This is a genomic window from Halorubrum sp. CSM-61, assembly GCF_003781945.1.
Taxonomy (GTDB): domain Archaea; phylum Halobacteriota; class Halobacteria; order Halobacteriales; family Haloferacaceae; genus Halorubrum.
Map to the genome: position 1 here is coordinate 16,095 of NZ_RJJW01000003.1, position 25,202 is coordinate 41,296.

Here is a 25,202-nt window from a genome sequence, read left to right on the forward strand (position 1 = left end):
CCTTTGAGTCCCACCCACACCGCAACCGCACAGCCTCACACCCCCCCAGCCTCGCGGCTCACGGCTCGCGGCTTCGCCGCTCGCGTTCGCCGCGTCCAGCGAGGGACCTTCGGTCCCTCTGGCAGTCGGGCTTCGCCCGGCGACCTCGCGCGACGCTCCTCGCGCCCTACGGACGCTCGGAGGCACGCGCCACCGCACTTATAAGCGATCGTCGCTGTCACTCACAGTCGTTTAAATACTCACTCGTCGCCCCCGATCTGCAACACTCGCTCCCCCTCCCAACCGTCGCCGGTGCTCCCGTCGGCGCGCGTTTCGCGCTCAGGCGCCCTCGAACGCGATCGACTCGCGGGTCGCCGTTTCGCCGAACAGCCAGTCGGCGTGGTCGACCGCGTACTCGCGGTGCTCCTCGGTGATGTAGCCGAGCGCGTCCTCGACGACGACGGGCCGGTAGTCGCGGAGCCCGGCGCTGCCGGCGGTGTGGAGCACGCAGACGTTCGCGAGCGTCCCGCAGATCAGCAGGTCCTTGACGCCGTGTACGTCGAGGTACCCCTCCAGATCCGTCTGATAGAACGCGTCGTACGTGTGCTTCTCGACGACGTGGTCCTCGTCGCGCACGTCGAGGTCGTCGACGAGCTCGGCGTCCCACGACCCCTCGACGACGTGTTCGCCCCACCGATCGAACTCGTCGTAGTAGTGGGTGTCGTCGAACTGGTCGGGGGGGTGGACGTCCCGGGTGTACACGATCGCCGCGCCGGCGTCGCGGGCGCGGTCGACGAGGGAGGTCACCGGCTCGACGGCCGCCTCGCTCGGCGCGGCGTAGAGGCTCCCCTCGGGGTGACAGAAGCCGTTCTGCATGTCGACGACGATCACCGCGGTCTGGGTCGGATCGTAGGGCATGGGCGGGGGTTGGGCGTCCGAGTGCAAAAACCACGGCGTCGCCCGCGGTCCGGTCGCCGCGACGCCACCGCCCGCGGTCAGGTCGATCCGACGCCGCCCGGACCCGGCGTCGATGCAGCGACCACCGACAAACTACTTACCGGGTCGGCCGTAATCGAACCTATGCGACGGGTTCTCACCCTCTCCGTTATCGCCGCCGCGATGGCCCTCCTCTCGTTCGGCGTCGGCGGGGTCGTCGCCGCGGGGCCGGCGGCCGCGGGACCGGCCGACGCGGGACCGACCGACGCGATCTCGGGGGAGGCCCACGCCAGCGCGACCGCCGCCGAGTGCGACGCCGGCGACGGGACCGACCTCGTCGGCTGCTGGAACGGGACCCACTACGAGGACGGCCTCTCGTTCAACCAGACGGACGGGCTGACCGAGTCGGAGCTGGAGGAGCTGACCGACCTGACGATGGCCCGCGTCGAGCACGTCCGCGAGCGCCCCTTCCGCGAGGACGTGCCGGTCGAGACCGTCACGCGCTCCGAGTTCGTGAACGACTCCGCGGGCGGGGGAGCGGGCGGGACCGACGCCGAGTTCCAGCGCTGGAACGACCAGGTGTGGAAGGCGCTGTTCGTCGTCGGCGAGGACGAGAACGCGTCCGACGCGATCGACGAGGTGTTCGGCGGCGCAGTCACCGGGTTCTACTCGCCGGCGGAGGACCGGATCGTCCTCGTCGTCCCGGAGGGCGAGGACCCGCAGGTCGACCCGTCGACGCTGGCGCACGAGCTCGTCCACGCGATGCAGGACCAGTACCACGACCTCGCGCGGCCACGCTACGTCGGCGCCACGCAGGACGCCGACCTCGCGGTCGACGGGATCGTCGAGGGCGAGGCGGTCCACGTCGAGGAGCTGTACGACGCGCGCTGCGCCGCCGAGTGGAGCTGTCTCGCTCCGCCCGACTCCGGCGGTGGCGGCGGGGGATCGGCGTCCGACTACAACTTCGGGATCCTGCAGACCGTACTCCAGCCGTACGCCGACGGCGCGTTCTACGTCGAGGCGCTCGTCGACGAGGGCGGCTGGAGCGCCGTCAACGAGACGATGAATCAGCCGCCGAACGCGACCTCGGAGGTGATCCACCGCGACCCCGACTACGAGACCGGCGAGGTCGCCTTCGAGGACGCGGCGACAGGCGGGTGGGAGACGTATCCGGGGCAGGGGGTCAACGGTTCGGAGACGGCCGGCGAGGCGTCGATGTTCGTGATGTTCTGGTACCAGAGCTACGAGTACCGCCACGCGGTGTTGGACCCGGACGCGACGGTTCAGGAGAACGTCCGGATCCACACGCGGCCGGACGAGGAGCTCCGGACCCGCGTGAACTACAACTACGCCCACGAGTCGACCGACGGCTGGGCGGGCGACAGGCTGTACCCCTACCGGAACGGGAGCGGCGAGGACGGGACCGACGGCGAGGACGGCTACGTCTGGGTGACCGAGTGGCAGACGACCGCGGACGCGACCGAGTTCCGCGAGACGTACCTGCGCATGCTGACCGCTCACGGCGACGGCGAGTACGCCGACGGCGAGGTGTACGAGATCGCCGACGGCGACTTCCGCGGGGCCTACGGCGTCGAGCGGAACGGGACGACCGTGACGGTCGCACACGGCCCGGAGCCGGTCGACGTGCTCGACCTCCGACCCGACTCGGATCTCGACCTGCCCTCGACCGACGGGACCGACGACGGGGTCGGCGTCGACGGGCCCGGGACGGACGGGACCGACGACGGGAACGACACCGACGGGACCGACACCGGCTCCGACGGGAGCGACGGCGGTTCCGGCGCCCCCGACGCCAGCACCGACGACCGCGTGCCCGGGTTCGGCGTCCCGGTCGCGGTCGCCGGCCTCCTCGCGGCGATGGGCCTCTTCGCGCGTCGCGTGCGGCCCTGATCGCTACCGCCGAGTCCGCTCGACCCGGGTGGCTTTTCCTCCCCGGCGGCCGAACCGTCGGGCATGACCGATTTCGACATCGTCGACGCGGCCGCGATCCGCGACGGCCGGGCGACGGACGCGTACTTCGAGCGGACCGAGGACGCCTTGGATCACGCGGGACGGAACCCCCGCGTCGTCGCCGAGGTCACCGCCGACCAGTTCCCCGACGGCGACTTCGAGCTGTTCGCCGGGCTGAAGGACGCGATCGCGCTCTTGGAGGGTCGGGAGATCGACGTCGACGCGATCCCCGAGGGTCGCCTGTTCGACGGCGGCCCGGTGATGCGGATCGAGGGGCCCTATCTGGCGTTCGCGCGGCTGGAGACCTCGCTTTTGGGCTTCCTCTCGCACGCCTCCGGGATGGCGACCGCCGCGCTCGACTGCCGGGTCGCGGCGCCGGACTCGTCGGTGCTCTCCTTCGGCGCGCGCCACGTCCACCCGTCGATGACGGCGGCGGTCGAGCGCTCCGCGCTGGTGGGCGGGTTCGACGGGTTCTCGCACGTCGCCGCCGGCGATCTGCTCGGTCGGGAGGCGTCGGGGACGATGCCACACGCCCTCTCGATCTGCTTCGGTCGGGGCGAACAGGAGGCGGCGTGGCGCGCCTTCGACGAGGCCGTCGACGAGTCGGTCCCGCGGATCGCCCTCTGTGACACCTACTCCGACGAGGTCGACGAGACGCTCCGCGCGGTCGAGACGCTCGGCGACCGGCTCGACGGCGTCCGGCTCGACACCACCGGATCGCGGCGCGGCGACTTCCGACACATCATTCGGGAGGTGCAGTGGGAGTTGGACGCCCGGGGGCACGGGAACGTCGACGTGTACGTCTCCGGCGGACTCGGTCCCGACGACCTCCGGGGGCTCCGCGACGCGGTCGACGGTTTCGGCGTGGGCGGGTACGTCTCGAACGCCGACCCGGTCGACTTCGCGCTCGACATCGTCGACGTCGACGGGGAGCCGGCCGCCAAGCGCGGCAAGCTCTCCGGCGCGAAGGCCGTCTACCGCACCGACGACGGCGTCCACGCGGTGGGACTGGCGGAGCGGGAGGGGCCGGAGGGCGCCGAGCCGCTCATGGAGCCGGTGATCCGCGACGGCGAGGTCGTCGCCGACGACGCGTTCGACCTCGACGCGGCGGCGGAGCGCGCGCTCGCGGACGCGGAGGCGGTGGGGTACGGGGCGGATCGATCGGCAGAATAGGATCGGTTCGGACGGATCGATCGCGGCCGCTACAGCTCCTCGACCGCGCCGCCGTCGGCGCGCTCTCGGAACACCTGCCCCTCGATGAGCGTCACCATCGTCTCCTCGTCCTCCCACGCGTTCGGCGCGAGCTTGGCCTTCCGGCAGGCGCGCGAGAGGAACTCGGCGCCGGACCAGCCGTTCTCGACGGGGACCGTCGGGTAGAGCCAGCCGTGCGAGTTGCCGCCGTCGACGGCGACGCCGTGCGTGCCGACCTTCAGGTCGGCGAGCGGGTCGTTGGTGAGCACCGTGTTCGAGACGACGAACACGGAGACGGTGATGTTTTCGAGCTCCTTCGGTTCGACCTCGGAGCCGCAGGAGTCGTCGGAGGCGGCCTTGATGGCGGCCTCGACGATGGCGTGACCGAGCTGGTCGGAGGTCTCCCACGCGCCGGCGCACCCGCGGAGCCGCCCCCGCCCCCTCGTGGACTCCAGCCGGACGAACGCCCCGGTTCGGGCGTAGAACGCCTCGCGCATGCTTCCGGGTTGTTCGCGCTGCCCGTGTCGAACGAACGACTCGACCGCCTCCCGCGCGAGTTCGACCGCTCGTGCACCGTCGTCGTACGACAGCTGAACGGTCTGAGCCTCGGACATGATAGTCCCTTACGTTGCTGACGACTTGAACGCTTCCCTTGGGAACCCGGCGGCTCGCCCCCGCTCTCCGGGGGGATAGGTGGCGAGCGATCGGGTCGCGAGCCGATTTCCCTCGGCGACCGAACCCCTTATTCGCGGGCGTCGGCTAGACGCGGACGGACAGAGGGAGCCCGACTCCCGTGCCTCTGGCATGAGGAAAGTCCCCCCACCGGCCGGACAGGCGACCGGGCACACGCCCGGAGTCGGAGACGGCTGGCTCTGGAACAGCAACGACACCCCCCGCCTCGACCCGTGATTCGCGCGAACCAACCCGTAAGGGAAGGGAGTTAACCCGATGAGGATCGACGGGCGGGAACGGATGGAACGGCGAATCCTCGCCGGTGCAAGTCCGCGCCACAAGGTAGTCCGGCCACGGCGCGGACGCTCAGCCGAATGTCGGGACGAACCGAAGGGGGCTTACTCCCCTCAGTCCGCTCGTACTCGGTAGTGTGAGGTGTTTCGGTCGGTCATTCCTACGTGATTAACCGCAAAGCGGCGGCGACAACCTCCGAAGTCCCAGCCGCTCGCTTACAGGTGATTGACGGTGGCTCGACGGTGAAGACCTCCAAAGCCCCAGCCGCGAGGACTCGCGCACCTCGTTGCGCTCCTCGCTCGTTCGCTCCGCTCACTCGCTGCGGTGCTTACGTCGGTGTGCTTCGCCCTCGCGGCAGGGCGAGAGCGAAGCTCTCGCTTGAAACCGGCGCGTAGCGCCGGTGACAGCGAGGCGCTTCGCGCCTCTGGCAGCCGGCGGCGAAGCCGCCGGCGACTGCCCCTTTGAGTCCCACCCGCCCGCACAGCACCGCAGCCTCACACCTCCCCAGCCTCGCGGCTCCCTTCGGTCGCCGCGTCCCTCGCGCGTGCTCCTCGTGGCCTATCGGCCACTCGGAGGCACGCGCCACCGCCTCGTTCATTTATATACAACGTAAGACGGTTGGGGGAGACGCCGATCGCGGAACAGTCCCTCTGACGCCGACGCCCCTCCCCCTACCTACAGCCCGAACAGCGCCGCGCTCGCCTGTCCCGCGTTCTCCACCTCGGGGCCGTACGTGATGACGATGTAGCCGATCGTCAGGAGGAGGCTGTTGTACAGCCCGTGCATCACGGCGACGACGACGAGGTTCTCCGTGTACTCGTACACCGCCCCGAAGATCAGGCTCGGGACGAAGAGGATGCTGATCGACGTCACCACCGCGCTCGCGCCGCCCGTCAGCGAGACCACGTGAGCGGGCGCGAACACGGCGGCCGCGAGGAGGATGGCCGGGACCGCGGAGAGCGTCTCCCGCGCGCGGCTCTGGATGACGCCGCGGAACAGGATCTCCTCGCACGGCCCCACGACGAGCAGCATGGCCGCGATCATGACCGGGATGATCGACGGGTTCTCCAGGGTCATCTGCGCGCCCTGGTTCTGGGCCGGCTCCGTCCCGAAGAACAACACGAGCGAGCTCACGGTGAGCGCCGTGACGACCACGAGTATCGGGCCGAGCAGGGCGATCACGGACTCGACGACGCTCGGCCGCCGAACGCCGAGGTACGCGACGATCTCCCCGCGGTTCAGTCCTCGCCACCGCAGGTAGCCGAGACTGACGCCGACGAACGCGACGACTTGCCCGACGACGAACGGTACGACGAACGAGCCGAGGAGCGACGGCTCCCGCCCGGTGAACGCCGCGACGCCGAAGACGACGCCCCCGACGAGCGTGGTGACGGCGAGGAGGCCGAGGATGCCCGCGACGCCCAGTCCGAACGCGACGCCGACCGTTCGCAGCGCGGACCCCCCGCCTCTCTCCTCGGGCGGGTCGGCGGCGTCGACCGCCGTACGGGCGTCACCGGGCTCGCCGCCGTCGCGGGCGGCGGTGTTCGCCGGATCGTCGCGCTCTCGCCCGCCGTCGCCGGACTCGGCGTCGAACTCGGAGGGATCGCTCATTACCTCCCGGTACGAACCGCCGGCTCAAAGGCCTGTCCGTCGTCGCTCCGGTCATCGGATTCCGGTGACCGGTGCCCTCTCGATCCCGGCGACCGTCTCGGATCCCGGCCCCGGCTCACCGGTGTAAGAGCTCGTACCACAGCACGGCGGTCACGGTCCGCCCGTCCCGGAGCCCCTCGTCGACGACCGCTTCGAGCAGCTCGTCGTACGGCACCGTCTCGACCGCGATCGACTCGTTGTGGTCGAGGTCCCGCTCGGCGGTCGGCTCGCAGCCGGTCGCGAGGAAGTGGTGGTGGACCGAGTTCGCGATCCCGTTCGTCGGTTCCACCGTCGTCAGGCGCTCGAAGGCGTCGGCCTCGTACCCGGTCTCCTCCGCGAGCTCGCGGGCCGCGGCGCGTTCGAGGTCGTCCGCGTCCTCCGGCTCCACCGACCCCGCGGGGAGCCCGCGGTTGACCCGGCCGACCGCCTGCCGCCACTCGTCGATGACGACCGCGTCACCGTCGGGGGTGAAGGGGAGCACCACGACCGCCGGCGACTCGTCGACGTAGTGGTACCCGTCGGTCTCGCCGTCGGGGAAGCGAACCTCGTCGCGGCGCACGCCGAAGCCGGGACAGCGGTAGTCGATGTCGGTGTCGAGCGTCTCCCACGCGAGCTCGTCGGCGGAGTCGTCCATGCGTCGCGGTCGGCGCTGGGGCACCTAAATCCCCGCACTCGACGGCGGCGACGGTGAGCCGACGGGAGACCGGCCTCGATACCCCGCTACGACCAGTCGCCCAACGAGGCCTGCCCGTCGGCGTCGCGCGGGTCGGGCTCCGCCCCGTCGTCCGCGTCGCCCTCGCCTCGCTCTCCCGTGCTCGGCTCGTCGTCCACCCAGTCGGTGAGCTTCCCGCCGTCGCCGTCGGCGGCGACCGATCGGGGGCCGAGGTCGGTGTCGCCGTCGCCGTTGCGGCCGACGTTGCGTTCGCCGTCGCCGTCCCGGCTTCGTCCACTGCCTCCTCCCGCCCCGTTCCCGCCGTCCCCTCCCGGGTCGAACCCGCCGAGCGTCGCCTGATCGCTCTCGGCGAAGTCGAGCTTCGAGACGCGCACCCCGAGCTTGCGGACCCGGTCGCCGGCGAACTCGTCGAGGAGGTCCAGCGCCACCGACTCCACGAGGTCGGGGTCGTCGACGGGGCCGGGGAGGCTCCGGGCGCGGGTGTTCACCTCGTAGGGCGGCTCGACCGCCTTGATCCCGATGGTACGGTACAGACATCCCCGCTCTCGGGCGCGGCGGGCCACGTCGGCGGCGAGCGCGCGCACCGTCTCCCGCTTGCGCTCCTCGTCGGCCGTCGCCGACAGCGACGACTCCCGCGAGAGGCTCTTGGGGAGCCCCGTGGGCGTGACCTCCCGGTCGTCCTCGCCCCGCGCGCGCCGGTACAGCTCCCGGCCGCGGTCGCCGAGCTCCTCGCCGAGCCGGTCGGGGTCGGCGGCCGCGAGGTCGCCCGCGGTCTCGATCCCCAGATCCGCCAGCGTCCGCTCCGTCACCGGGCCGACGCCGTGGATCTCGGCGGTCGGCAGCGACGCGAGGAAGGGTTCCACTTCGCCCGGGGTGACGACGACGAGCCCGTCCGGCTTGTCGGCGTCGCTGGCGACCTTCGCGGTCGACATGTTCGGCGCGACGCCGACGCTCGCGGGCACCCCGGCCTCGCGCTCGATGCGCTGTTTGACGTGCCGGGCGTACCCCTCCGCCAGCGTCCGGACCTCGGCGGGGCCGGCCGCGGCGCTCGGCGGGGGATCGGCGGGGTCGCCGGCGGCGTCCCACGCGGTCCGGTCGGTGACGTCGAGGTACGCCTCGTCGACGCTCACCTCGCGGAGCGTGTCGGCGCAGTCGCGGAGGACGGCCTTCACGTCGCTCGCGACCTCCTTGTAGTAGTCGAGGTCGACGGGGAGATAGCGTCCGGCCTCCTCGGGATCGGGCGCGTCCGGGTCGTCGGGGTCGGCGTTCGCCCGCCGGGGGAGCAGGTCGAGCGCCTCCGATATCGGCATCGCGCTCTCGACGCCGAACGCGCGGGCCTCGTAGCTCGCGGTCGCGACCGCGCCGATCGTCTCGCCCGCCTCGTAGCCCATGCCGACGACGAGGGGCTCGCCCGTCAGTTCGGGACGACGGAGGCGCTCGCAGGAGGCGTAAAAGCAGTCCATGTCGACGTGGAAGACGACGCGGTCGCTCCCCGCGTCGTCGTCCGCCTCGGTCCCCGGGAGCGTTCCGCCCGCCATCGCCGGAGGCTCCGCGCCGCGCGCCCTTAAGAATCCGCCACGCGGGGCGGTAGTGGAACGGTACCACAGCGGTAGTGAAACCGGCGGGAACACCCGCGTCCTCACGACTGATATCCGGGCCGACATTCGTTTACCCGGAGGGCCCGAAGACCGCGCCATGTCCGAACGGATCGACGTGTTACACGTCGACGACGACCCGTCCGTGCTGGACCTCACGGAGGCGTACCTCGAACGCGAGCTGGAGTCCGTCGCGGTGACGAGCGTCGCGGAGCCGTCGGCCGTACTCGAACGGCTCGACGAGGCGGAGTTCGACTGCGTCGTCAGCGACTACGACATGCCCGGCACCGACGGGCTGGAGCTCTTCGAGGCGATCCACGCCGACCACAGCCGGCTCCCGTTCGTCCTCTACACCGGGAAGGGGTCGGAGGAGATCGCCAGTCAGGCGCTCAACGCGGGCGTCACCGGCTACTTCCAGAAGGGCGGCCCCGAGCAGCTCCGCCGGCTCGCGAACCGGGTCGAGCAGGCGGTCGAGGAGCACCGGACCCGCGAGATCGCCGACCGCTACTCGACGGTCATCGACGCGCTGGGCTACCCCGTCTACGTCGTCGACGAGACCGGCGTCTTCCGGTTCGTCAACGAGCCGTTCGCGGCGCTGACCGGCTACGACCGCGAGGAGATCGTCGGAAGCAAGCCGGGCCTGATCAAAGACGAGACGGCGGTTGCGGAGGCGGAAGACCGGCTCGGTCGGGTCCTCTCCAGTTCCGGGCCCGACGTGGAGCGCTTCTCGGTCGACATCGTCCCGAAGGAGGGCGGACCGATCCCCTGCCGGGACCACATGGCCGCGCTCCCGTACGAGGGCGAGTCGTTCGAGGGGAGCGTCGGCATCCTCCGGGACGTGTCCGACGAGCGCGCGCGCCGCGAGGAGCTGGAGACGAAGAACCGGGCGCTCGACGAGGCCCCCGTCGGCATCACGATCACCGACCCGGACCTGCCGGACAACCCGATGGTGTACGTCAACGACCGGTTCGTCGAGATGACCGGCTACGACCGCGAGGACGCGGTCGGCGTCAACTGCCGGTTCTTACAGGGCGCAGACACCGACGAGGAGACGGTCGCCCGGCTCCGCGAGGCGATCGACGCCGAGGAGCCGGAGAGCGTCGAGCTGTTGAACTACCGGAAGGACGGCACGCCGTTCTGGAACCGCGTCAGCGTCGCGCCGCTCCGCGACGGCGAGGGGTCGGTCTCGGAGTGGGTCGGCTTCCAGGAGGACATCACGGCGTTCAAGGAGCGCGAGGCGGCGCTCCAACGCCAGAACGAGCGGCTCGACGCCTTCGCCGGCATCGTGAGCCACGACCTCCGGAACCCGCTCAACGTCGCGCAGGGGCGCGTCGAACTGGCGCGAGAGGCGGCGGACGACCCGGAACACCTCGACGCCGCGGCCGACGCGCTCGACCGGATCGAGTCGATCGTGGAGCACACACTCACGCTCGCCCGCGAGGGCGAGACCGTCGGCGACCCGGAGCCGGTCGCGGTCGCCGGGGTCGCCGCCGACAGCTGGGAGACGGTCGACACCGGCGCGGCGTCGCTGTCGAACGAGGCGGACGGCGAGGTGTTGGCCGACCCGGACCGGCTCCGCAACCTGTTCGAGAACCTCGTTCGCAATTCGATCGAACACGCCGGCGACGACGTGCGGATCCGCGTCGGCGACCTCGAAGACGGGTTCTACGTCGAAGACGACGGGCCCGGGATCCCCGAATCCGTCCGCGACGCCCTCTTCGAGCCCGGGGAGAGCGGGGTCAACGGCAACACGGGCTTCGGGCTGGCGATCGTCCAGGAGATCGCCACCGCCCACGGGTGGACCGTCGAGGCGGTCGACGCGGCCGACGGGGGCGCGCGCTTCGAGATCCGCGGCGTCCAGCGCCCGCCGCAGTCGGCGTAGCGTCTCGCGTTGAACGCGAAACCCGCCGCGGCGGGCCGGAACCGGATCGATCCACCGCGGCGGGATCGCCCCCGCCGCCGGAACCGGATCGATCCCCCCGTTCGCAAACGCCTTTGAACTCGCGGACGAACCCGTGACCGATGGGAGTGCTCTCGGGCGTCGCCGACACCGACCGCCGGGTCATCGTGCTCGCGCTCGCCCGGATGGTCGGCGCCGCCGGCAACTCCTTTCTCATCGTCGTCTTACCGCTGTACATCGCGAGCGACCTCGTCGACGTCGAGTCGCTCCTCGGGACCGCGGTCGGGGTCGGCGCGGCGTCGGTGACGCTGACCGAGCCGCTGCTGATCGGGCTCGTGCTCTCGCTTTTCGGCTTCCTCAACAGCCTCTCGCAGCCCCTGACGGGTCGGCTCTCCGACCGGACCGGCATGCGACGCCCCTTCGTGTTGGCCGGCATCCTCCTCCTGGGGACCGCGAGCGGGCTCTACACGGTCGCGGACGCCTACTGGCAGCTGATCGCGCTCCGCGCGGCGCAGGGGTTCGGCGCGGCGCTCATCATCCCCGCGACGGTCGCGCTGGTCAACGAGTACGCCGCGAGCGACGCCGACCGCGGCGGCAACTTCGGCGTGTACAACACCTTCCGGCTGATCGGGTTCGGCTTCGGGCCGGTGCTGGCCGGCGCCGTCGTCCAGCGCGGCCCGTACGACCTCTCGCCGATCGGGCTCCCGGTGATCGACGGGTTCGACGCCGCGTTCGCGGCGGCCTGCGCCGGGGCGTACCTCAGCTTCGCGCTCGTCTTCCTCCTCGTGCGCGACGCGGCCGAGTCGAGCGAGGCGAGCGACGACCTCTCGATCCGGGTCCGCGGCGAGGGGCGCCCGCTCGACCCCGTGTTCGCGCTCGGGCTGGCGACGGTCGCGATGGGGATCTGCATCGCGCTGTTCGCGACCCTCCAGAACCAGGTGAACGTCCGGCTCGATCAGGCGCCGGTGTGGTTCGGGCTCCAGTTCGGGGCGGTCACGGTCGCGAACGTCCTGTTTCAGGTGCCGATCGGACAGGCGAGCGACCGGATCGGGCGCCGGCCCTTCCTGTTGGCCGGGTTCGCCCTGCTCGCCCCCACGACGCTCCTGCAGGGGATCGTCACCGGGCCGCTGGTGATGACGCTCGTCCGGCTGGCGCAGGGGATCGCCGTCGCGTGCGTGTTCGCGCCGTCGCTGGCGCTCGCGGGCGACCTCGCGCGGGAGGGCGAGTCCGGCACGACGCTGTCGGTGCTCACGATGGGGTTCGGCTTCGGGGTCGCGATCGGTCCGCTGGCGTCCGGCTGGCTCGTCGGCTTCGGCTTCGTCGTCCCCTTCGCGGTCGGCGCCGCGCTCGCCGTCGCCGCGCTCGCGTGCGTCGCGACGCAGGTCGAGGAGACGCTGGGGGTCGGCGACGACGCCGCGGACGCGGCCGCGGCGGACTGACGGCGGACGCGCTCGCCGCCGACTGATTCTTATAAGTGCCCGACGGCCGAACCGACGGCCGTGTCCCGCGATCGCGTCCACTGCGTCGACTGTCGGGAGCCAATCCCGAGCGACGCCCGGATCTGTCCCCACTGCGAGGCCGTCCAGCCGTCGCCGCTCCTCGACGTCGGCGTCGCCGTCGCCGGCGTGTTCGCGTTCGTCTTCGGGGGTATTCTCGCGTTAATGACGCTGGGAACGACCCGCATGCTCGGGTTCGCGCTGATCGTGGTCGGGTTCGGCCTCGCCGTCGGCGGGTACACTCGCCATATCGACCGACAGGCCGGGCGTCGGGGGCGGTGAGCGTCGGACAGTTCCGATCCGAGGACATTCACGTCTCTCGACCTTTTAAGTTAGGTGAGGACCCACGTGATACCATGATCACGCCACTCGCCGCCGGGCTCGTCGTCGCGGGGCTGCTCCTCGCGTTCGTCGGGGCCGCGGTCTCCGTCTACGCCGTCACGCTGACCGGGGTCCTCGTCGGCGCCGGCGCGGGCTACCTCGCCGCGCCGAACCTCGCCGGACTGATCGCGGTCGACGGGCTGGTGCTCTCCGCCGCGGCCGCCGCGCTCGGCGCCGCGGTCGGCGGCTTCCTCGCGTACGCCGGGCTCTCCTTCGCGGTCGTCGCCATCGGCGGGCTCGTCGGCGGCTTCGCCGGGCGGTTCGCGGTCGGCCCGCTGTACGCGGCCGACGCGGCCGGGATCGAGGGGACGCTCCTCCTCGTCGGCGCGACGCTGGCCGGCGTCGCGGTCGGCGCGCTGTTCGGATTCGTGATGAGCCGGACGACGCTCGTCGTCTCGACGGCCTTCATCGGCGCGGCGTTCGCGAGCCGGTCGATCACCCCAGCGACGCTGGACGCGGCCGCCGCGCAGACGACGGTTCAACCGCTCCTGTTCGACGTGACCGCGCCCGCGTTCCTCGCCGTGTTCGCGCTCGGCGCGCTCTCCCAGCTCGGGCTGTTCAAGTTCGGCTACGTGACGAAGCTGGTCGGTCTGCTCCCCGGCGCGCGCCGGTGGACCGCCGGCGACGACACGGACGCCGAGAGCGCGCAGGGCGCCTAATCGCGCGCTCGACGCCTCCCGCCGACCCCTACTCGTACTCGTAAAAGCCCTTCCCGGTCTTCTTCCCGAGGTCGCCGGCCTCGACCTTGCGCTTCACGAGGTACGCCGGCTTGTAGCGGTCGCCGAGCTCGTCGTGGAGCGTCTCGCTGGCGTCGAGGACCACGTCGAGCCCGATGTGGTCGGCGAGTTCGAGCGGGCCCATCGGGACGTTCGTCCCGAGCGTCATCCCGCGGTCGATGTCTTCCCTGTCGGCGACGCCCTCGTCGTACGCGCGGACCCCCTCGTTGATCCACGGCATCAAAATTCGGTTCGTCACGAACCCGGGCTTGTCGTCGGACTCCCACGTCTCCTTGCCGAGGTCCTCCGCGAACGCGTGGGCGAACTCGACCACCTCGCCGGCTGTGCGCTCCCCGACGACGACCTCCACGCCGTCCATGATCGGGACCGGGTTCATGAAGTGGAGCCCGACCACGTCGCTCGCGCGGTCGGTGGCGCTCGCGATGCTCGTGATCGACAGCGTCGAGGTGTTGGTCGCGAGGACCACGTCGTCGTCGGTCACCCGATCGAGGTCGGCGAAGATCTCCTTTTTTACGTCGAGGTCCTCGACGGCGGCCTCGACGACCACGTCCGCGGCGGCGAGCGGATCGAGGTCGGTCGTGCCCTCGATCCGCTCGCGGATCGCCTCCGGCTCCTCGTCGAGTCGGTCTTTCCGGTCGAGCCGAGCGAGGCTGTCGTCGATGCCGTCGAGCCCGCGCTCGACGTACTCCCGTTCGACGTCGCGCATCACGACCTCGTAGCCGGCGGTCGCCGCGACCTGCGCGATCCCGTTGCCCATCGTGCCGGCCCCCACCACGCCGACGACGTCGATGTCGGATAGCTCCCGCATGCGGGACGCTGTCGCGGCGGCGGTGGTAAGTATTGCGACTCCCGGGTCGGCGGTCCGCGATCCGCTCACGGGAACCAGAATTAACTATTTGAGTAGTAATTTAGAGAGCAGCGGATCACTCGATATCGGCGTCGATAAGGGATGTATATACGGTCTCTAACTCGACGCGACGGATTGAATGACCATAGTGTTTTTTACCGATGTAACGGGAGTACGAACTGATGCTTCCCCACGCCGACGACGCCATCTCGCGGGACGGCAAGTCTCTCATCCTCGCGTACGACCACGGGCTCGAACACGGCCCGGTCGACTTCGATCCGAACCCGGAGACGTCCGACCCGGAGCGACTGTTCGAGCTCGCCACCCACGACGCGGTCACCGCGCTGGCCGTACAGAAGGGGATCGCGGAGGCGTACTACCCCGACTACGAGGACGACGTGAACCTCCTGTTGAAGCTGAACGGGACCTCGAACCTCTGGATGGGCGAGCCCGACAGCCCCGTCAACTGCTCGGCCGAGTACGCCGCCGACCTCGGCGCCGACGCGGTCGGCTTCACCCTCTACGGCGGCTCGAACTGCGAGGTCGAGATGGCCGAGGAGTTCAAGGCGGCCCACGAGGGCGCCCGCGAACACGACATGGGCGTCGTCATGTGGTCGTACCCCCGCGGACAGGGCGTGAAAAACGACACGAGCACCGAGACCATCTCGTACGCGGCCCGGCTCGGATTGGAGCTCGGCGCCGACGTGGTGAAGGTGAAGTACCCCGGCTCCGCCGAGGCGATGGGTGAGGCGGTCCGCATGGCCGGCCCCACGAAGGTCGTGATGTCCGGCGGCACGATGCGCGACGACGAGGCGTTCCTCCGGAACGTCGCCGACGCCATCGACGCCGGCGCGACCGGGCTCGCGGTCGGGCGGAACGTCTTCCAGCGCGACGACCCCGAGCGCATCCTCGACGCCCTCGAGGCCGTGGTCTTCGAGGAGGTCGAGCCGGACGAGGCACTCGCCATCGCCGACGACTGATGACGGAGACTGACCCGATCGTCGAGGCGATCTTCGACGCGGTCGCGGCCACGGCGCCAGAGATCCGCGCCGCGCTCCCCGGCCGGCGGGTCGAGAGCGGGACCGACAACCCCTCGGGGGAGTCGGTGTTGGCCGGCGACCTCTACGCCGACGAGCTGCTCGCGGACGCGCTGACCGCGGTCGACGGCGTCGGCTCGTTCGTCAGCGAGGAGCGCGCGGCCGCCGTCGACGCGGGCGCGGCGGTCGGAAGCGACGGCGAGGGGGCGTACGCGGTCGCGATCGATCCCCTCGACGGCTCCTCGAACCTCCGGTCGAACAACGCGATGGGGACCGTCGTCGGGGTGTACGACGCCCCCCTCCCCGCGACCGGCCGCGACCTCGTCGCCGCCGGATACGTGCTCTACGGTCCGATCACGACGATGATCGTCGCCGACGCCGACGGCGTGCGCGAGGAGGTGGTGACGGAGGCCGAGGGGGGATCGGTCGACCGCTCGGTCGTCGAAGAGGACCTGACGCTCCCCGACGACCCTCTCGTCTACGGGTTCGGCGGGCGGGTCCCGGACTGGCCCGACGCGTTCACCGCCTTCGCCCGCGAGATCGAAGACGAGCTGAAGCTCCGGTACGGCGGGGCCATGGTCGGCGACGTGAACCAGGTGCTCACCTACGGCGGGGTGTTCGCGTACCCCGCCCTGAACAGCGCGCCCGAGGGGAAGCTCCGACTCTCCTTCGAGGCGAACCCGATCGCCTACATCGTCGAGCGCGCGGGCGGGGCGGCGACCGACGGCGACACCGACATCCTCGACGTCGAGCCCGAGGGCGTCCACGACCGCGTGCCCCTCTACGTCGGCAACGAGGGGCTGATCGAGCGGCTGGAAGACGCGCTCGCCGGCGACTGACCCGCTACCAGTCGTTCAGTGCGGGACTTGCCCGCGGAGCACAACGGCTATCGCCGGTTTCGATCGCTCTAACCCCGGTTTATTGGGGCTTATGCTCGACTACAGGACTAATTACAATCCCGCTATCGGCGAAATGTCTGGTGCGGAGGTACCCACAGATGAAACTCTCAAACGAAGAGGAAGGCAAGTCCGTCGTCAACAAGGAGGGAACGAAGCTCGGGATGGTGACCCAAGTCGAGGGCGATCGCGCGCACGTCGACCCGGACCCGGGGGTCAGCGACACGATCAAATCGAAGCTCGGCTGGTCCGACGCCGACGGGGACACGTATCCCATCCAGGAGTCGGACATCGAGTCGATCGACGACGACAAGGTCAGACTCAATCGGTAGGCCCCGTTTCGGCCGTCAGCCTGCTCTTTTTGCACGATACGCGACTCCCGAAGCCGTTCGCTCCCGTGAGACGGGGGATCGGATTCGAAACGATCGCACGGAGATGCCTCTTTCAGCGTCTATTTAACTTTGAATTCATTCGTTGAGAATTCATATAACGTGTTGTTAATATAACAATAATTCTTATGTTAAGAGTGTTCTAACGGTCGGTACACACCGGATAAGCGGTGATTACCGGCCGACACATGGACGCGAACTACGACGACCCGCGGATCACGGGTGAGCACCTCCGTACGATCGACGCCCCGACGGGCACCGTCACGCTCGTCGGCGTCGTCCACGATCACCCCGCCAGCGTCTTCCGGGTTCGAAGCGTGATCGCGGACCGAGACCCCCACGCCCTCGCGCTCGAACTGCCGCCGCTCTCGCTTCCGATTTTCGAGCGGTACGCCGAGGACACCCGCACTCCGCCGGTGTTCGGCGGGGAGATGAGCGCCGCGATCCAGGCGTCGACCGCCGACCGCGTCGTCGGGATCGACGGGCCGACCCTGCCGTTCCTCCGCCGCCTCGCCGCGACGCTGTGTCGCGAGGCCGGCTCCCTCGGAACGGTCCGCGGCGTCTTCGACGGCCTGGCGTCGGTGACGAAGAACGCCCTCCGGTGCCGCCTCGCGGGATCGCTCGCCGCGGTCACATCGATCCGAATGGAGGTCGACTCGCCGGTCACGTACGCGACCGACCGGACCGACAGCCCCGAGCGGCAGGCCGAGAACGAACGTCACCAGATCGAGCGCGCTCGCGCCGTGATGGACGCGTTCGAGCCCTCTCGGGCGAGCTCGTTCGACGACGAGGTGCGCGAGACGCACATGGCCGACCGCCTCGCCGAGCTCCGCGGCGACGGCGACGTCGTCGCCGTCGTCGGCCGCCACCACCTCGACCGGGTCGCCGAGCGGCTCGACGCGGAGCTTGGCGGGGCGGACCGCTGACGCGGGCCTTTTTCGGGCCCGCCTCCGGACTGATGCTCGACCCGCGCCGGAACCCGCATGGAAAACTGTTTAGGATCTACCGCAAATCTTGCGCCCATGAACGTCCACGTCGGCGCGGCGGCGACGCCGGAGGAGGCCGAGGCGATCGCGAAATCCCTCGCCGAGCACCTCGGCGTCGACGTCGACGTCCACGTCGGGGGACGCGACGAGCCCGCGGCGAGCGCGTCCCCGCCCGCGGTCGAGTACCCCCTCGACGACGACCTCGGCCCCACGGACCGCGAGCGCGACCTCCGGGCCGAGATCGACGACATCCTGGAGGGCGGCCCCGAGAAGTACCGCGACCGCCTCCCCGAGCAGGGGAAGCTGTTCGTCCGCGACCGCCTCGACCTCTGGTTCGGCGGGGAGGGCGGCACGCGCGGCGCGGGCGACGCGAGCGCGGCGGACGGCGACCCGGCCGGGGTCCACTTCGAGGACGGGAAGTTCGCCGCGTTCGACGACTGGCACCCGAACGCGCCCGGGCGGGCCGGTCGGGGCGACGAGGATAGCGGAGAGGACGACGACACCGAGGATGACGACTCGGGCGGCGACCGCCTCCCCGGCGACGGGCTCCTCACCGGCGCGGCCGAGTTCGAGGGGCGCGACGTGCACTTCATGGCCAACGACTTCACCGTGAAGGCGGGGTCGATGGCGGCGAAGGGCGTCGAGAAGTTCCTCCGGATGCAGCGGCGCGCGCTGAAGACGGGCAACCCCGTGCTCTACCTGATGGACTCCTCGGGCGGCCGGATCGACCAGCAGACCGGCTTCTTCGCCAACCGCGAGGGGATCGGGAAGTACTACTACAACCACTCGATGCTCTCCGGCGCGGTGCCGCAGATCTGCGTGCTGTACGGCCCCTGTATCGCCGGCGCCGCCTACACCCCGATCTTCGCCGACTTCACGGTGATGGTCGAGGGGATGTCCGCGATGGCGATCGCCTCCCCGCGGATGGTGAAGATGGTCACCGGCGAGGAGATCGAGCTGGACGAGCTCGGCGGCCCCCGCGTCCACGCCGAGGAGTCGGGTTCGGCCGATCTGGTCGCCCGCGACGAGGAGCACGCACGGGAGCTCGTCGCCGACCTGATCGGCTACCTCCCCGACCGAGCGGGCGAGAAGCCCCCGCAACGCGAGACGAAACCCCCCAAATACTCGCCCGACGGGATCGACGAGCTGATCCCGAAGTCGCCGAACCGCCCCTACGACGTGCGCGACCTCCTCGACCGGATCGCCGACGCGGAGTCCGTCTTCGAGCTGAAGGAGGGGTACGGCGAGGAGATCGTCACGGCGTTCTGCCGGATCGACGGCCGGCCCGTCGGCGTCGTCGCCAACGACCCCGCGGTCCGGTCCGGCGCCATCTTCCCGGACGCGGCCGAGAAGGCCGCCGAGTTCATCTGGACCTGCGACGCCTACGAGGTCCCCCTGCTGTACCTCTGTGACACGCCCGGCTTCATGGCCGGCTCGCAGGTCGAGAAGGACGCGATCTTAGAGAAGGGCAAGAAGATGATCTACGCCACCTCCTCCGCGACGGTGCCGAAACAGACCGTCGTCGTCCGGAAGGCGTACGGCGCGGGGATCTACGCGATGGGCGGCCCCGCCTACGACCCCGAGAGCGTTATCGGGCTCCCCTCCGGCGAGATCGCGATCATGGGCCCGGAGGCCGCGATCAACGCGGTGTACGCCCGGAAGCTCGCCGAGATCGACGACCCCGAGGAGCGCGCGGCCGAGGAGGAGCGCCTGCGCGAGGAGTACCGCGAGGACATCGATATCCACCGGATGGCCAGCGAGGTCGTCATCGACGAGATCGTCCCGCCCTCGACGCTTCGGGAGGAGCTGGCCGCCCGCTTCGCGTTCTACGAGGACGTGGAGAAGGACCTGCCGGACAAGAAGCACGGGACGGTGTTGTAACCGTGATCGACATCGGCGTCAAGGCCCCCGACTTCATCGCCCCCGCGGTCGCCGGCGGGACGGCGACCGAACTGGAGCTGTTCCGGCTCGTCGACCGACACGCGGCCGTCGTCTGCTGTTTCGGGCCCGCGAACTTCGTCCCGACCTGCACCGCCGCGTTCGCCGCGGTCCGCGATGCCGGCTGGCACGACCGCGACGACCTCGCCGTCGTCGCGCTCACCGGCGACTCGCTGTACGCGGGGTTCGCGTACGCCGATCGGTTCGATCTCCCCTTCCCGATCGTCTCCGACTTCCACGGGGGCGTCGCCGACTCGTACGACCTGCTCGCCGACTCGTGGGAGGGCCACTCGGACATCCCGCGTCGGGCGGTCGTCGCGATCGACGGCGACTGGACGGTGCGGTTCGCCGAGGCGACGACCGACGCGCTCGACCGCCCGGCGCCCTCTCCGGTCCAGAACGCGACCGCCGCGCTGCGCGAGCTCGGGGTCGACGTCGACCGGCCGCGGGTAAACTACGACGGGCCGTGGTGAGGGCGGGTGGCGGATCGGCCCGCCGAGGCGCCCCGGCCTCCACGTCGCCGGGGTTATTCGACGGCCCCCGCAGAGGGTCCGACATGGAAGCCGCCCTCGCGGAGTACCTCGACGAGTTCACGCGCCGGGACTGGGAGACGCTCGACCCGGAGGCCGTCACCGACCCCGTCCGGGTCGCCGTCGTCGGCCTCGGGTGGTTCGCCCGCGACTGGGCGCTGCCGGGGATCGCGCGGTCGCCGTACACCGAGGCGACCGTCGTCACCGACGTCGACGCCGACGCGGTGGAGGCGGTCGCGGCCGAGCGCGACGTGACCGGCGTCACCCCCGAGGAGCTCCGATCGGGCGCCGTCGCGGACGCGTACGACGCGGTGTACGTCGCGACGCCGAACGCGACTCACCTGGAGTACGTCGAGGCCGCGGCGGAGCAGGGGAAGGCGGTCCTCTGTGAGAAGCCACTCGAAGCTACCCTCGACCGCGCTCGCCGGCTCGTGGCCGCGTGTCGGGAGGCCGACGCACCCCTGATGGTCGGCTACCGGATGCAGACCGACCCCGCCGTCCGGCGGCTCCGCGAGCTCATCGACGCCGGCGTCGCCGGCGACGTGATCCACGTCCACGCGACGATGTCGCAGACGATGCTCGGCGAACTCGACGGCGACGGCGACCAGTGGCGGCTCGACCCGGAGCTGTCGGGCGGCGGCGCGCTCATGGATCTCGGCGTCTACCCGCTCAACACGACGCGGTTCGCGCTCGGCGCCGACCCGATCCGCGTGTCGGGTCGGACCCGAACGGAGCACGAGGCGTTCGCCGGCGTCGACGAGCACGCCACGTTCCGGCTGGAGTTCCCCGGCGCCGTCGACGCGCTGTGCTCGGTGAGCCAGAACGCCCAGCACGCGAGCCGGCTGGAGGTCACCGGCACCGAGGCCCGACTGATCTTAGACCCGGCCTTCTACGAGCGCGAGGACCGCGGGTTCGCCGTCGTCCGCGACGGCACCCGCGTCGACGTCGACTTCGATCAGGTCCACCAGATCGAAGAGGAGTTCGCGTACTTCGGCCACCAACTCCTGGCGGACGAGCCGTTCCACCCGGACGGCGAGCACGCCCTCGCGGACATGCGCGCGCTCGGGGGGATCTACGAATCGGCCGAGACCGGCCGGCCGGTCGATCTCGAGGACAGCAACGCAGTCTGAGACTGAAAACCCGTCAGAGCGTCACTGCTCGATCCCGTACACGTCGTCCGTCCAGTCGCGGGCCGGGTGTCGTACACCGGTCGATTGCGGTCCCGATCGTCGAGCCGCCGGCGGTCGGCCTCGTCGAGCTCCCAGTCGAGGTCGGCGTTGGCCCGGACGTGGTCGGGGGTCGACGACCGCGGCAGCGCGACCGCGTCGTTGTCGAGCGCCCACCGGAGCACGACCTGCGCGGGGTGTTTGTCGTATTCCTCGGCCAGCTCGGCGACGACGTCGTCGTCGAACACGTCCGTCCGCGCGAGCGGCGCCGCCGCCTCGATCACGGTGTCGGACTCGCGGCAGTAGTCGACCAGATCGGGGCGCTGGAACCACGGGTGGTACTCGATCTGGTTGACCGCGATCGGTACGTCAGAGACGTGGTGGGCGCAGCTCAGCTGGTACGCGCTAAAATTCGAGACGCCGACGTCGCGGACGAGCCCCCGATCGCGGAGCTCGGCCATCGCCCGGAGCGTCTCGCGCAGCGAGATCGCGGGGTTGGGCCAGTGGACGAGGTACAGATCGAGGTAGTCGGTGCCGAGGCGGTCGAGCGACGCCTCGCACGACGCGATCACCGACTCGTAGTCGAGGTGCTTCGCGAGCACCTTCGAGGTGAGGAACACGTCGTCGCGGTCGACGTCGCTCGCCGCGAGCGCGTCCCCGATGACCGCCTCGTTGCGGTATCCCTCGGCGGTGTCGATGTGCGCGTAGCCGGCGTCGAGCGCCGCGCGCACGCTGTCGGCGGTCTCGCCGTCGTTGAGGTCGTACGTGCCCAGCCCGAGCGCCGGTAGCTCCGCGCCGCTCGGCAGCGTCTTCGTTGGTACGGTCACGCGAACGCCTTCGGCGGATCGCCGATTGAAACTACCGGTCGGGGAACCCGCCTCGGTCGCGGTTCTCGGGGGCCGCGTAGAGGTATTTAAACTGTAGGCGCAGTTCCTCCACCGCTTATAAACGGTCGGCGGTGGCGCGTGCCTGCGAGCGGCCGAACGGCCGCGAGCAGCACCGCGCGAGGTCGCCGGCGCGACGCGCCGGCTGCCAGAGGGACCGAAGGTCCCTCGCTGGAGTCGGTCGCCGAGCGAAGCGACGGCGACCGACGAGGCTGGGGAGGCGTGAGGCGCGGGGCGGTGCTGTGCGGCGTGGGACTCAAAGGGGCAGCCGCGAGGGCGAAGCACGGCGCAGCAAGTACCGCAGCGAGGGAGCGTAGCGACCGAGTGAGGAACGCAGCAAGCCGCGCGAGTCCTCGCGGCTGGGGCTTTGGAGGTGTTCGTCGTAGACACCGAGTCAACTATTTATAAGAGAACAGCAGGGATTCGGAGCCATTCGCCGCCGCTCCGTTGTCCGTTTATAAATAACTGTTAGCGTTCAAATCTCGCGGAGATTTCTCTCACTACGTTCGAGAGTTCGCTGAACGAAGTGAAGCGAACGCTAACTGTCGAAGTCAGTTAGAAAATGCACCGGCCGAGATTTGAACTCGGGTTGCAACCATGGCAAGGTTGCGTGATACCACTACACTACCGGTGCGTGCTTCGCATTCGATCGTAGCCCGGGTCGGAGATATAAGGGTTCCGAACGACGGTCGGCGGAAGGGTCATCGGTGGCGCGTCCTCACTCGTGAACGATGACCGATCTCCCCGAGCGAATCCACAGACGCACCGCCCTCCGCGCGGCCGGCGGTCTCGCCGGAGCGACCGCCCTTCCCGCGCTCTCGGGTTGTCTCGGCGACGACGGGAGCGACGGAGCGGACGGATCCGACGACGATACCCCACCGGACGACGGCGCGGACGTCGCGTACGACGTCGAGACCGTCGCGGAGGGGTTCGAGAACCCGTGGGGGCTCGCGTTCCTGCCCGGCGAGGGCAGCCTGCTGGTCACCGAGCGGCCGGGGCGGCTCTCGCTCGTCGACCCCGCGGACGGGAGCGTCGAGCCGGTCGCGGGCGCGCCCGAGGTGTTCGCCGAGGGGCAAGGCGGCCTGCTCGACGTCGCGGTCCACCCCGACCACCCGGACGATCTGCGCGTGTACCTCACGTACTCCGCGGCCAACGACGCGGGCGAGGCGGCGACGCACGTCGGGTCCGGGCGGCTCTCGCTCGACGCCGACGGCGCGCCGGTGCTCGACGGCTTCGCCCCGATCCGAGTCGCGCAACCGTTCCGCGACACCGCCCTCCACTTCGGATCGCGGGCGACGTTCGGGCCGGACGGCGCGCTGTTCGTCACGGTCGGCGACCGGCGCGACACCGAGTTCGGGCCCGACCACGTCTCGCAGGACCGGTCGAACGAGCTCGGCTCGACGCTCCGGCTGACGCCCGAGGGCGACGCCCACCCGGACAACCCGTTCGTCGACGAGGAGGAAGCGGCGGACGCGATCTACAGCTACGGGCATCGGAACCCGCAGGCGATGGCGGTGCGCCCGGAGACGGGGGCGGTCTGGCAGTGCGAGCACGGCGAGGAGGACGGCGACGAGATCAACGTCGTCGAACGCGGCGGCAACTACGGCTGGCCGATCGCGAGCGAGGCGTGTCGGTACGGGACCGACGAGCCCCTCGCGCCCGCCCACGACGAGCGCGACGGCGTGACCCCGCCGGTCCACTTCTGGCCGTGCGGCTCCGGCGGGTTCCCGCCGAGCGGCGCCGTCTTCTACGACGGGGACGCCTTCCCCGCGTGGCGCGGCGACCTGTTCGCGGGGACGCTCGCCGGGCGGTACCTCGGGCGGTTCACGGTCGAGGGCGAAGGCGCCGCCGACGCCGCGGCCACCGAGCGCGATCCCTTACTCGCCGACCGCGACTGGCGGGTCCGGGCGCTCGCGGTCGAGCCGGCCACAGGGCACCTCTACGTCGCCGTCGACGACGGCGACGCGCCGATCGCGCGGATCGTCCCGGCCTGAGCGGATCACCGGCCCGGCCCGATCGCTGGAGCGGTCGGCGATCGGCGCCCACTCCCGATCGTGTGAACCCGTCCCTCGATCCGGGGACGAAAACCGCCGCCACACCCCGTGTGAACGCTCCGCAGGCCGAAATCGGTACCGCTACCCTTTTAGGCCGCCGTCCGAAATCGAGGAGTACAGTCTCGCCACGATGCGTACCGAAGACGGACTCACGATATGTATTCCGTCTTCGGTCGTCCGGGAGGCCGAGGACGATCGCGAGGCGACTCGCAAACTCGGCTACGTCGCCCGCGCGGCGGCGGTGTTCCGGGCGGATCGACTGGTCGTCTTCCCCGACAGGGAAGGCGAGCGGCGACGGGGCGGCGAGTACGTTCGGACCGTGCTGGGGTACGCCGCGACCCCTCCGGGGCTCCGCAAGGACCTCTGGGGGGAGCGCGACGAACTCCGGTACGTCGGCGTGCTCCCGCCGCTCCGCGTGCCGTGGCGGACCGGCTCGACCCCTAGCGGGGAAGAGTCGAAAACACAGGGACTCGTGACCGAGGTCGGACCTGAAGGCCGCGTCCGGGTCAATTCCCCGCTGCGGGAACACCCGATCTCCCTGCTCGTTCCCTCCGGAATGGAGGTCGAGCAGGGGGAGCGCGTCACCATCAGGGTCTCTTCGAGAGAACCGGTCCGCGCCCGCATCACCGGGAAGCCCGAGGAGGGCTTCCAGGTCGTGGAAGCGGACCTGTCGGAAGCGCTCGCCGGCGACGGCTTGGCCGTCGCGACGTCGCGACACGGGGAGGAACTCTCCGTCTCGCGGCTCGGTGACATCGTCTCGGACGCGCGGGAGGCCGGCGGGTACACCGTCGCCTTCGGCTCGCCCGAGCGAGGGCTTCCGGAGATGCTCGGGCTCTCGCCCGACGACATTCGGGCGACCGTCGCCGACGGTCGTCCGGTCGAACCCGATCCGGGGTTCGACCTCTGGCTGAATACGATCCCGGCACAGGCGAGCGAGGTCGTCCGGACGGAGGAGGCTCTGTTCGTGACTCTCGGCTCGCTCACACTCACGGAGTAAACA

Annotated in this window: 21 protein-coding genes, 1 tRNA gene, 1 other RNA gene and 1 pseudogene; 16 read left to right on the forward strand and 8 right to left on the reverse strand. The window is 70.5% G+C overall.

Features of this window, described 5'->3' with window-relative positions; genetic code table 11:
* Window positions 1-318 precede the first annotated feature (318 nt).
* Window positions 319-897, reverse strand: a complete 579-nt coding sequence (locus tag EDM04_RS05750; protein WP_123620198.1) for a cysteine hydrolase family protein — start codon at window positions 895-897, stop codon at window positions 319-321.
* 162 nt (window positions 898-1,059) lie between these two features.
* Here EDM04_RS05750 and EDM04_RS05755 point away from each other — a divergent pair, with 162 nt between their 5' ends.
* Together EDM04_RS05755 and EDM04_RS05760 are read left to right on the forward strand one after the other, a co-directional pair.
* Window positions 1,060-2,826, forward strand: a complete 1,767-nt coding sequence (locus EDM04_RS05755) for an Hvo_1808 family surface protein (RefSeq protein ID WP_123620199.1) — start codon at window positions 1,060-1,062, stop codon at window positions 2,824-2,826.
* 63 nt (window positions 2,827-2,889) lie between these two features.
* Window positions 2,890-4,059, forward strand: a complete 1,170-nt coding sequence (locus tag EDM04_RS05760; RefSeq protein ID WP_123620200.1) for a nicotinate phosphoribosyltransferase — start codon at window positions 2,890-2,892, stop codon at window positions 4,057-4,059.
* Window positions 4,060-4,088: 29 nt separating this feature from the next.
* Here EDM04_RS05760 and EDM04_RS05765 read toward each other — a convergent pair whose 3' ends face one another.
* Entirely contained in the window at window positions 4,089-4,691 is a 603-nt protein-coding gene (locus EDM04_RS05765; protein ID WP_123620201.1) for a TIGR00296 family protein, read from the reverse strand.
* A gap of 158 nt (window positions 4,692-4,849) precedes the next feature.
* On the opposite strand from EDM04_RS05765, the gene rnpB reads away from it, so the two are divergent.
* An RNA gene (gene rnpB / locus EDM04_RS05770) (RNase P RNA component) lies at window positions 4,850-5,162 on the forward strand.
* 556 nt (window positions 5,163-5,718) lie between these two features.
* Here the strand turns inward: rnpB and EDM04_RS05775 are convergent.
* From EDM04_RS05775 to EDM04_RS05785, 3 genes are all read right to left on the reverse strand, one after another.
* The gene (locus tag EDM04_RS05775; protein ID WP_123620202.1) at window positions 5,719-6,654 is read right to left on the reverse strand and encodes a CPBP family intramembrane glutamic endopeptidase; all 936 of its coding nucleotides are present in this window, start codon (window positions 6,652-6,654) and stop codon (window positions 5,719-5,721) included.
* A gap of 115 nt (window positions 6,655-6,769) precedes the next feature.
* On the reverse strand, window positions 6,770-7,327 hold the full coding sequence (locus EDM04_RS05780; protein ID WP_123620203.1) for an NUDIX hydrolase: 558 nt from the start codon (window positions 7,325-7,327) through the stop codon (window positions 6,770-6,772).
* Window positions 7,328-7,413: 86 nt separating this feature from the next.
* Window positions 7,414-8,904, reverse strand: a complete 1,491-nt coding sequence (locus EDM04_RS05785) for a DNA polymerase IV (RefSeq protein ID WP_123620204.1) — start codon at window positions 8,902-8,904, stop codon at window positions 7,414-7,416.
* 157 nt (window positions 8,905-9,061) lie between these two features.
* Here EDM04_RS05785 and EDM04_RS05790 point away from each other — a divergent pair, with 157 nt between their 5' ends.
* From EDM04_RS05790 to EDM04_RS05805, 4 genes are all read left to right on the forward strand, one after another.
* Window positions 9,062-10,843 carry a PAS domain-containing protein gene (locus EDM04_RS05790; RefSeq protein ID WP_123620205.1) on the forward strand — a complete coding sequence of 594 codons (1,782 nt, stop codon included), beginning with the start codon at window positions 9,062-9,064 and terminating at the stop codon, window positions 10,841-10,843.
* A gap of 140 nt (window positions 10,844-10,983) precedes the next feature.
* Window positions 10,984-12,300 carry an MFS transporter gene (locus EDM04_RS05795; protein ID WP_123620206.1) on the forward strand — a complete coding sequence of 439 codons (1,317 nt, stop codon included), beginning with the start codon at window positions 10,984-10,986 and terminating at the stop codon, window positions 12,298-12,300.
* A gap of 60 nt (window positions 12,301-12,360) precedes the next feature.
* Window positions 12,361-12,639 carry a zinc ribbon domain-containing protein gene (locus EDM04_RS05800; protein ID WP_123620207.1) on the forward strand — a complete coding sequence of 93 codons (279 nt, stop codon included), beginning with the start codon at window positions 12,361-12,363 and terminating at the stop codon, window positions 12,637-12,639.
* A 74-nt stretch (window positions 12,640-12,713) separates the two neighbouring features.
* Window positions 12,714-13,397 carry a phosphate ABC transporter permease gene (locus EDM04_RS05805; RefSeq protein WP_123620208.1) on the forward strand — a complete coding sequence of 228 codons (684 nt, stop codon included), beginning with the start codon at window positions 12,714-12,716 and terminating at the stop codon, window positions 13,395-13,397.
* Between the two features lie 28 nt (window positions 13,398-13,425).
* On the opposite strand, the gene EDM04_RS05810 is transcribed toward EDM04_RS05805, so the two are convergent.
* The gene (locus EDM04_RS05810) at window positions 13,426-14,283 is read right to left on the reverse strand and encodes a 3-hydroxyacyl-CoA dehydrogenase family protein (RefSeq protein ID WP_123620209.1); all 858 of its coding nucleotides are present in this window, start codon (window positions 14,281-14,283) and stop codon (window positions 13,426-13,428) included.
* A gap of 221 nt (window positions 14,284-14,504) precedes the next feature.
* Between EDM04_RS05810 and EDM04_RS05815 the strand changes: the two genes are divergently transcribed.
* The 7 genes from EDM04_RS05815 (at window position 14,505) to gfo6 (ending at window position 21,228) form a co-directional block, all read left to right on the forward strand.
* Window positions 14,505-15,302, forward strand: coding sequence for a class I fructose-bisphosphate aldolase (locus EDM04_RS05815; RefSeq protein ID WP_123620210.1), 798 nt, complete (start codon window positions 14,505-14,507; stop codon window positions 15,300-15,302).
* Window positions 15,302-16,198, forward strand: coding sequence for a class 1 fructose-bisphosphatase (locus EDM04_RS05820; protein ID WP_123620211.1), 897 nt, complete (start codon window positions 15,302-15,304; stop codon window positions 16,196-16,198). The genes EDM04_RS05815 and EDM04_RS05820 overlap by 1 nt, the downstream gene beginning before the upstream one ends.
* Before the next feature lie 158 nt (window positions 16,199-16,356).
* Window positions 16,357-16,587, forward strand: a complete 231-nt coding sequence (locus EDM04_RS05825; RefSeq protein ID WP_123620212.1) for a DUF2171 domain-containing protein — start codon at window positions 16,357-16,359, stop codon at window positions 16,585-16,587.
* A 245-nt stretch (window positions 16,588-16,832) separates the two neighbouring features.
* Window positions 16,833-17,570 carry a hypothetical protein gene (locus tag EDM04_RS05830; protein ID WP_123620213.1) on the forward strand — a complete coding sequence of 246 codons (738 nt, stop codon included), beginning with the start codon at window positions 16,833-16,835 and terminating at the stop codon, window positions 17,568-17,570.
* 96 nt (window positions 17,571-17,666) lie between these two features.
* Entirely contained in the window at window positions 17,667-19,511 is a 1,845-nt protein-coding gene (locus EDM04_RS05835; protein WP_123620214.1) for an acyl-CoA carboxylase subunit beta, read from the forward strand.
* Window positions 19,512-19,513: 2 nt separating this feature from the next.
* Window positions 19,514-20,041 carry a redoxin domain-containing protein gene (locus EDM04_RS05840; protein ID WP_123620215.1) on the forward strand — a complete coding sequence of 176 codons (528 nt, stop codon included), beginning with the start codon at window positions 19,514-19,516 and terminating at the stop codon, window positions 20,039-20,041.
* Between the two features lie 83 nt (window positions 20,042-20,124).
* The gene (gene gfo6 / locus EDM04_RS05845) at window positions 20,125-21,228 is read left to right on the forward strand and encodes a D-xylose 1-dehydrogenase Gfo6 (RefSeq protein ID WP_123620216.1); all 1,104 of its coding nucleotides are present in this window, start codon (window positions 20,125-20,127) and stop codon (window positions 21,226-21,228) included.
* A 21-nt stretch (window positions 21,229-21,249) separates the two neighbouring features.
* Here the strand turns inward: gfo6 and EDM04_RS05850 are convergent.
* Both EDM04_RS05850 and EDM04_RS05855 read right to left on the reverse strand, forming a co-directional pair.
* Window positions 21,250-22,091, reverse strand: a pseudogene (locus EDM04_RS05850) (aldo/keto reductase).
* A 620-nt stretch (window positions 22,092-22,711) separates the two neighbouring features.
* Window positions 22,712-22,782 (reverse strand) — tRNA-Gly (locus tag EDM04_RS05855).
* A 97-nt stretch (window positions 22,783-22,879) separates the two neighbouring features.
* Here EDM04_RS05855 and EDM04_RS05860 point away from each other — a divergent pair.
* Together EDM04_RS05860 and EDM04_RS05865 are read left to right on the forward strand one after the other, a co-directional pair.
* Window positions 22,880-24,142 (forward strand): PQQ-dependent sugar dehydrogenase, encoded by a 1,263-nt coding sequence (locus EDM04_RS05860; protein WP_123620217.1) that lies wholly within the window; start codon window positions 22,880-22,882, stop codon window positions 24,140-24,142.
* A 190-nt stretch (window positions 24,143-24,332) separates the two neighbouring features.
* Window positions 24,333-25,199, forward strand: a complete 867-nt coding sequence (locus EDM04_RS05865; protein ID WP_123620218.1) for a putative RNA uridine N3 methyltransferase — start codon at window positions 24,333-24,335, stop codon at window positions 25,197-25,199.
* Window positions 25,200-25,202: the final 3 nt, after the last annotated feature.

What these genes read in the sequence shown, in the direction of transcription:
- EDM04_RS05750 (WP_123620198.1), bottom strand. Translation starts at nt 897, where the DNA reads ATGCCCTACGATCCGACCCAGACCGCGGTGATCGTCGTCGACATGCAG.
- EDM04_RS05755 (WP_123620199.1), top strand. Translation starts at nt 1,060, where the DNA reads ATGCGACGGGTTCTCACCCTCTCCGTTATCGCCGCCGCGATGGCCCTC.
- EDM04_RS05760 (WP_123620200.1), top strand. Translation starts at nt 2,890, where the DNA reads ATGACCGATTTCGACATCGTCGACGCGGCCGCGATCCGCGACGGCCGG.
- EDM04_RS05765 (WP_123620201.1), bottom strand. Translation starts at nt 4,691, where the DNA reads ATGTCCGAGGCTCAGACCGTTCAGCTGTCGTACGACGACGGTGCACGA.
- EDM04_RS05775 (WP_123620202.1), bottom strand. Translation starts at nt 6,654, where the DNA reads ATGAGCGATCCCTCCGAGTTCGACGCCGAGTCCGGCGACGGCGGGCGA.
- EDM04_RS05780 (WP_123620203.1), bottom strand. Translation starts at nt 7,327, where the DNA reads ATGGACGACTCCGCCGACGAGCTCGCGTGGGAGACGCTCGACACCGAC.
- EDM04_RS05785 (WP_123620204.1), bottom strand. Translation starts at nt 8,904, where the DNA reads ATGGCGGGCGGAACGCTCCCGGGGACCGAGGCGGACGACGACGCGGGG.
- EDM04_RS05790 (WP_123620205.1), top strand. Translation starts at nt 9,062, where the DNA reads ATGTCCGAACGGATCGACGTGTTACACGTCGACGACGACCCGTCCGTG.
- EDM04_RS05795 (WP_123620206.1), top strand. Translation starts at nt 10,984, where the DNA reads ATGGGAGTGCTCTCGGGCGTCGCCGACACCGACCGCCGGGTCATCGTG.
- EDM04_RS05805 (WP_123620208.1), top strand. Translation starts at nt 12,714, where the DNA reads ATGATCACGCCACTCGCCGCCGGGCTCGTCGTCGCGGGGCTGCTCCTC.
- EDM04_RS05810 (WP_123620209.1), bottom strand. Translation starts at nt 14,283, where the DNA reads ATGCGGGAGCTATCCGACATCGACGTCGTCGGCGTGGTGGGGGCCGGC.
- EDM04_RS05815 (WP_123620210.1), top strand. Translation starts at nt 14,505, where the DNA reads ATGCTTCCCCACGCCGACGACGCCATCTCGCGGGACGGCAAGTCTCTC.
- EDM04_RS05820 (WP_123620211.1), top strand. Translation starts at nt 15,302, where the DNA reads ATGACGGAGACTGACCCGATCGTCGAGGCGATCTTCGACGCGGTCGCG.
- EDM04_RS05825 (WP_123620212.1), top strand. Translation starts at nt 16,357, where the DNA reads ATGAAACTCTCAAACGAAGAGGAAGGCAAGTCCGTCGTCAACAAGGAG.
- EDM04_RS05830 (WP_123620213.1), top strand. Translation starts at nt 16,833, where the DNA reads ATGGACGCGAACTACGACGACCCGCGGATCACGGGTGAGCACCTCCGT.
- EDM04_RS05835 (WP_123620214.1), top strand. Translation starts at nt 17,667, where the DNA reads ATGAACGTCCACGTCGGCGCGGCGGCGACGCCGGAGGAGGCCGAGGCG.
- gfo6 (WP_123620216.1), top strand. Translation starts at nt 20,125, where the DNA reads ATGGAAGCCGCCCTCGCGGAGTACCTCGACGAGTTCACGCGCCGGGAC.
- EDM04_RS05860 (WP_123620217.1), top strand. Translation starts at nt 22,880, where the DNA reads ATGACCGATCTCCCCGAGCGAATCCACAGACGCACCGCCCTCCGCGCG.
- EDM04_RS05865 (WP_123620218.1), top strand. Translation starts at nt 24,333, where the DNA reads ATGCGTACCGAAGACGGACTCACGATATGTATTCCGTCTTCGGTCGTC.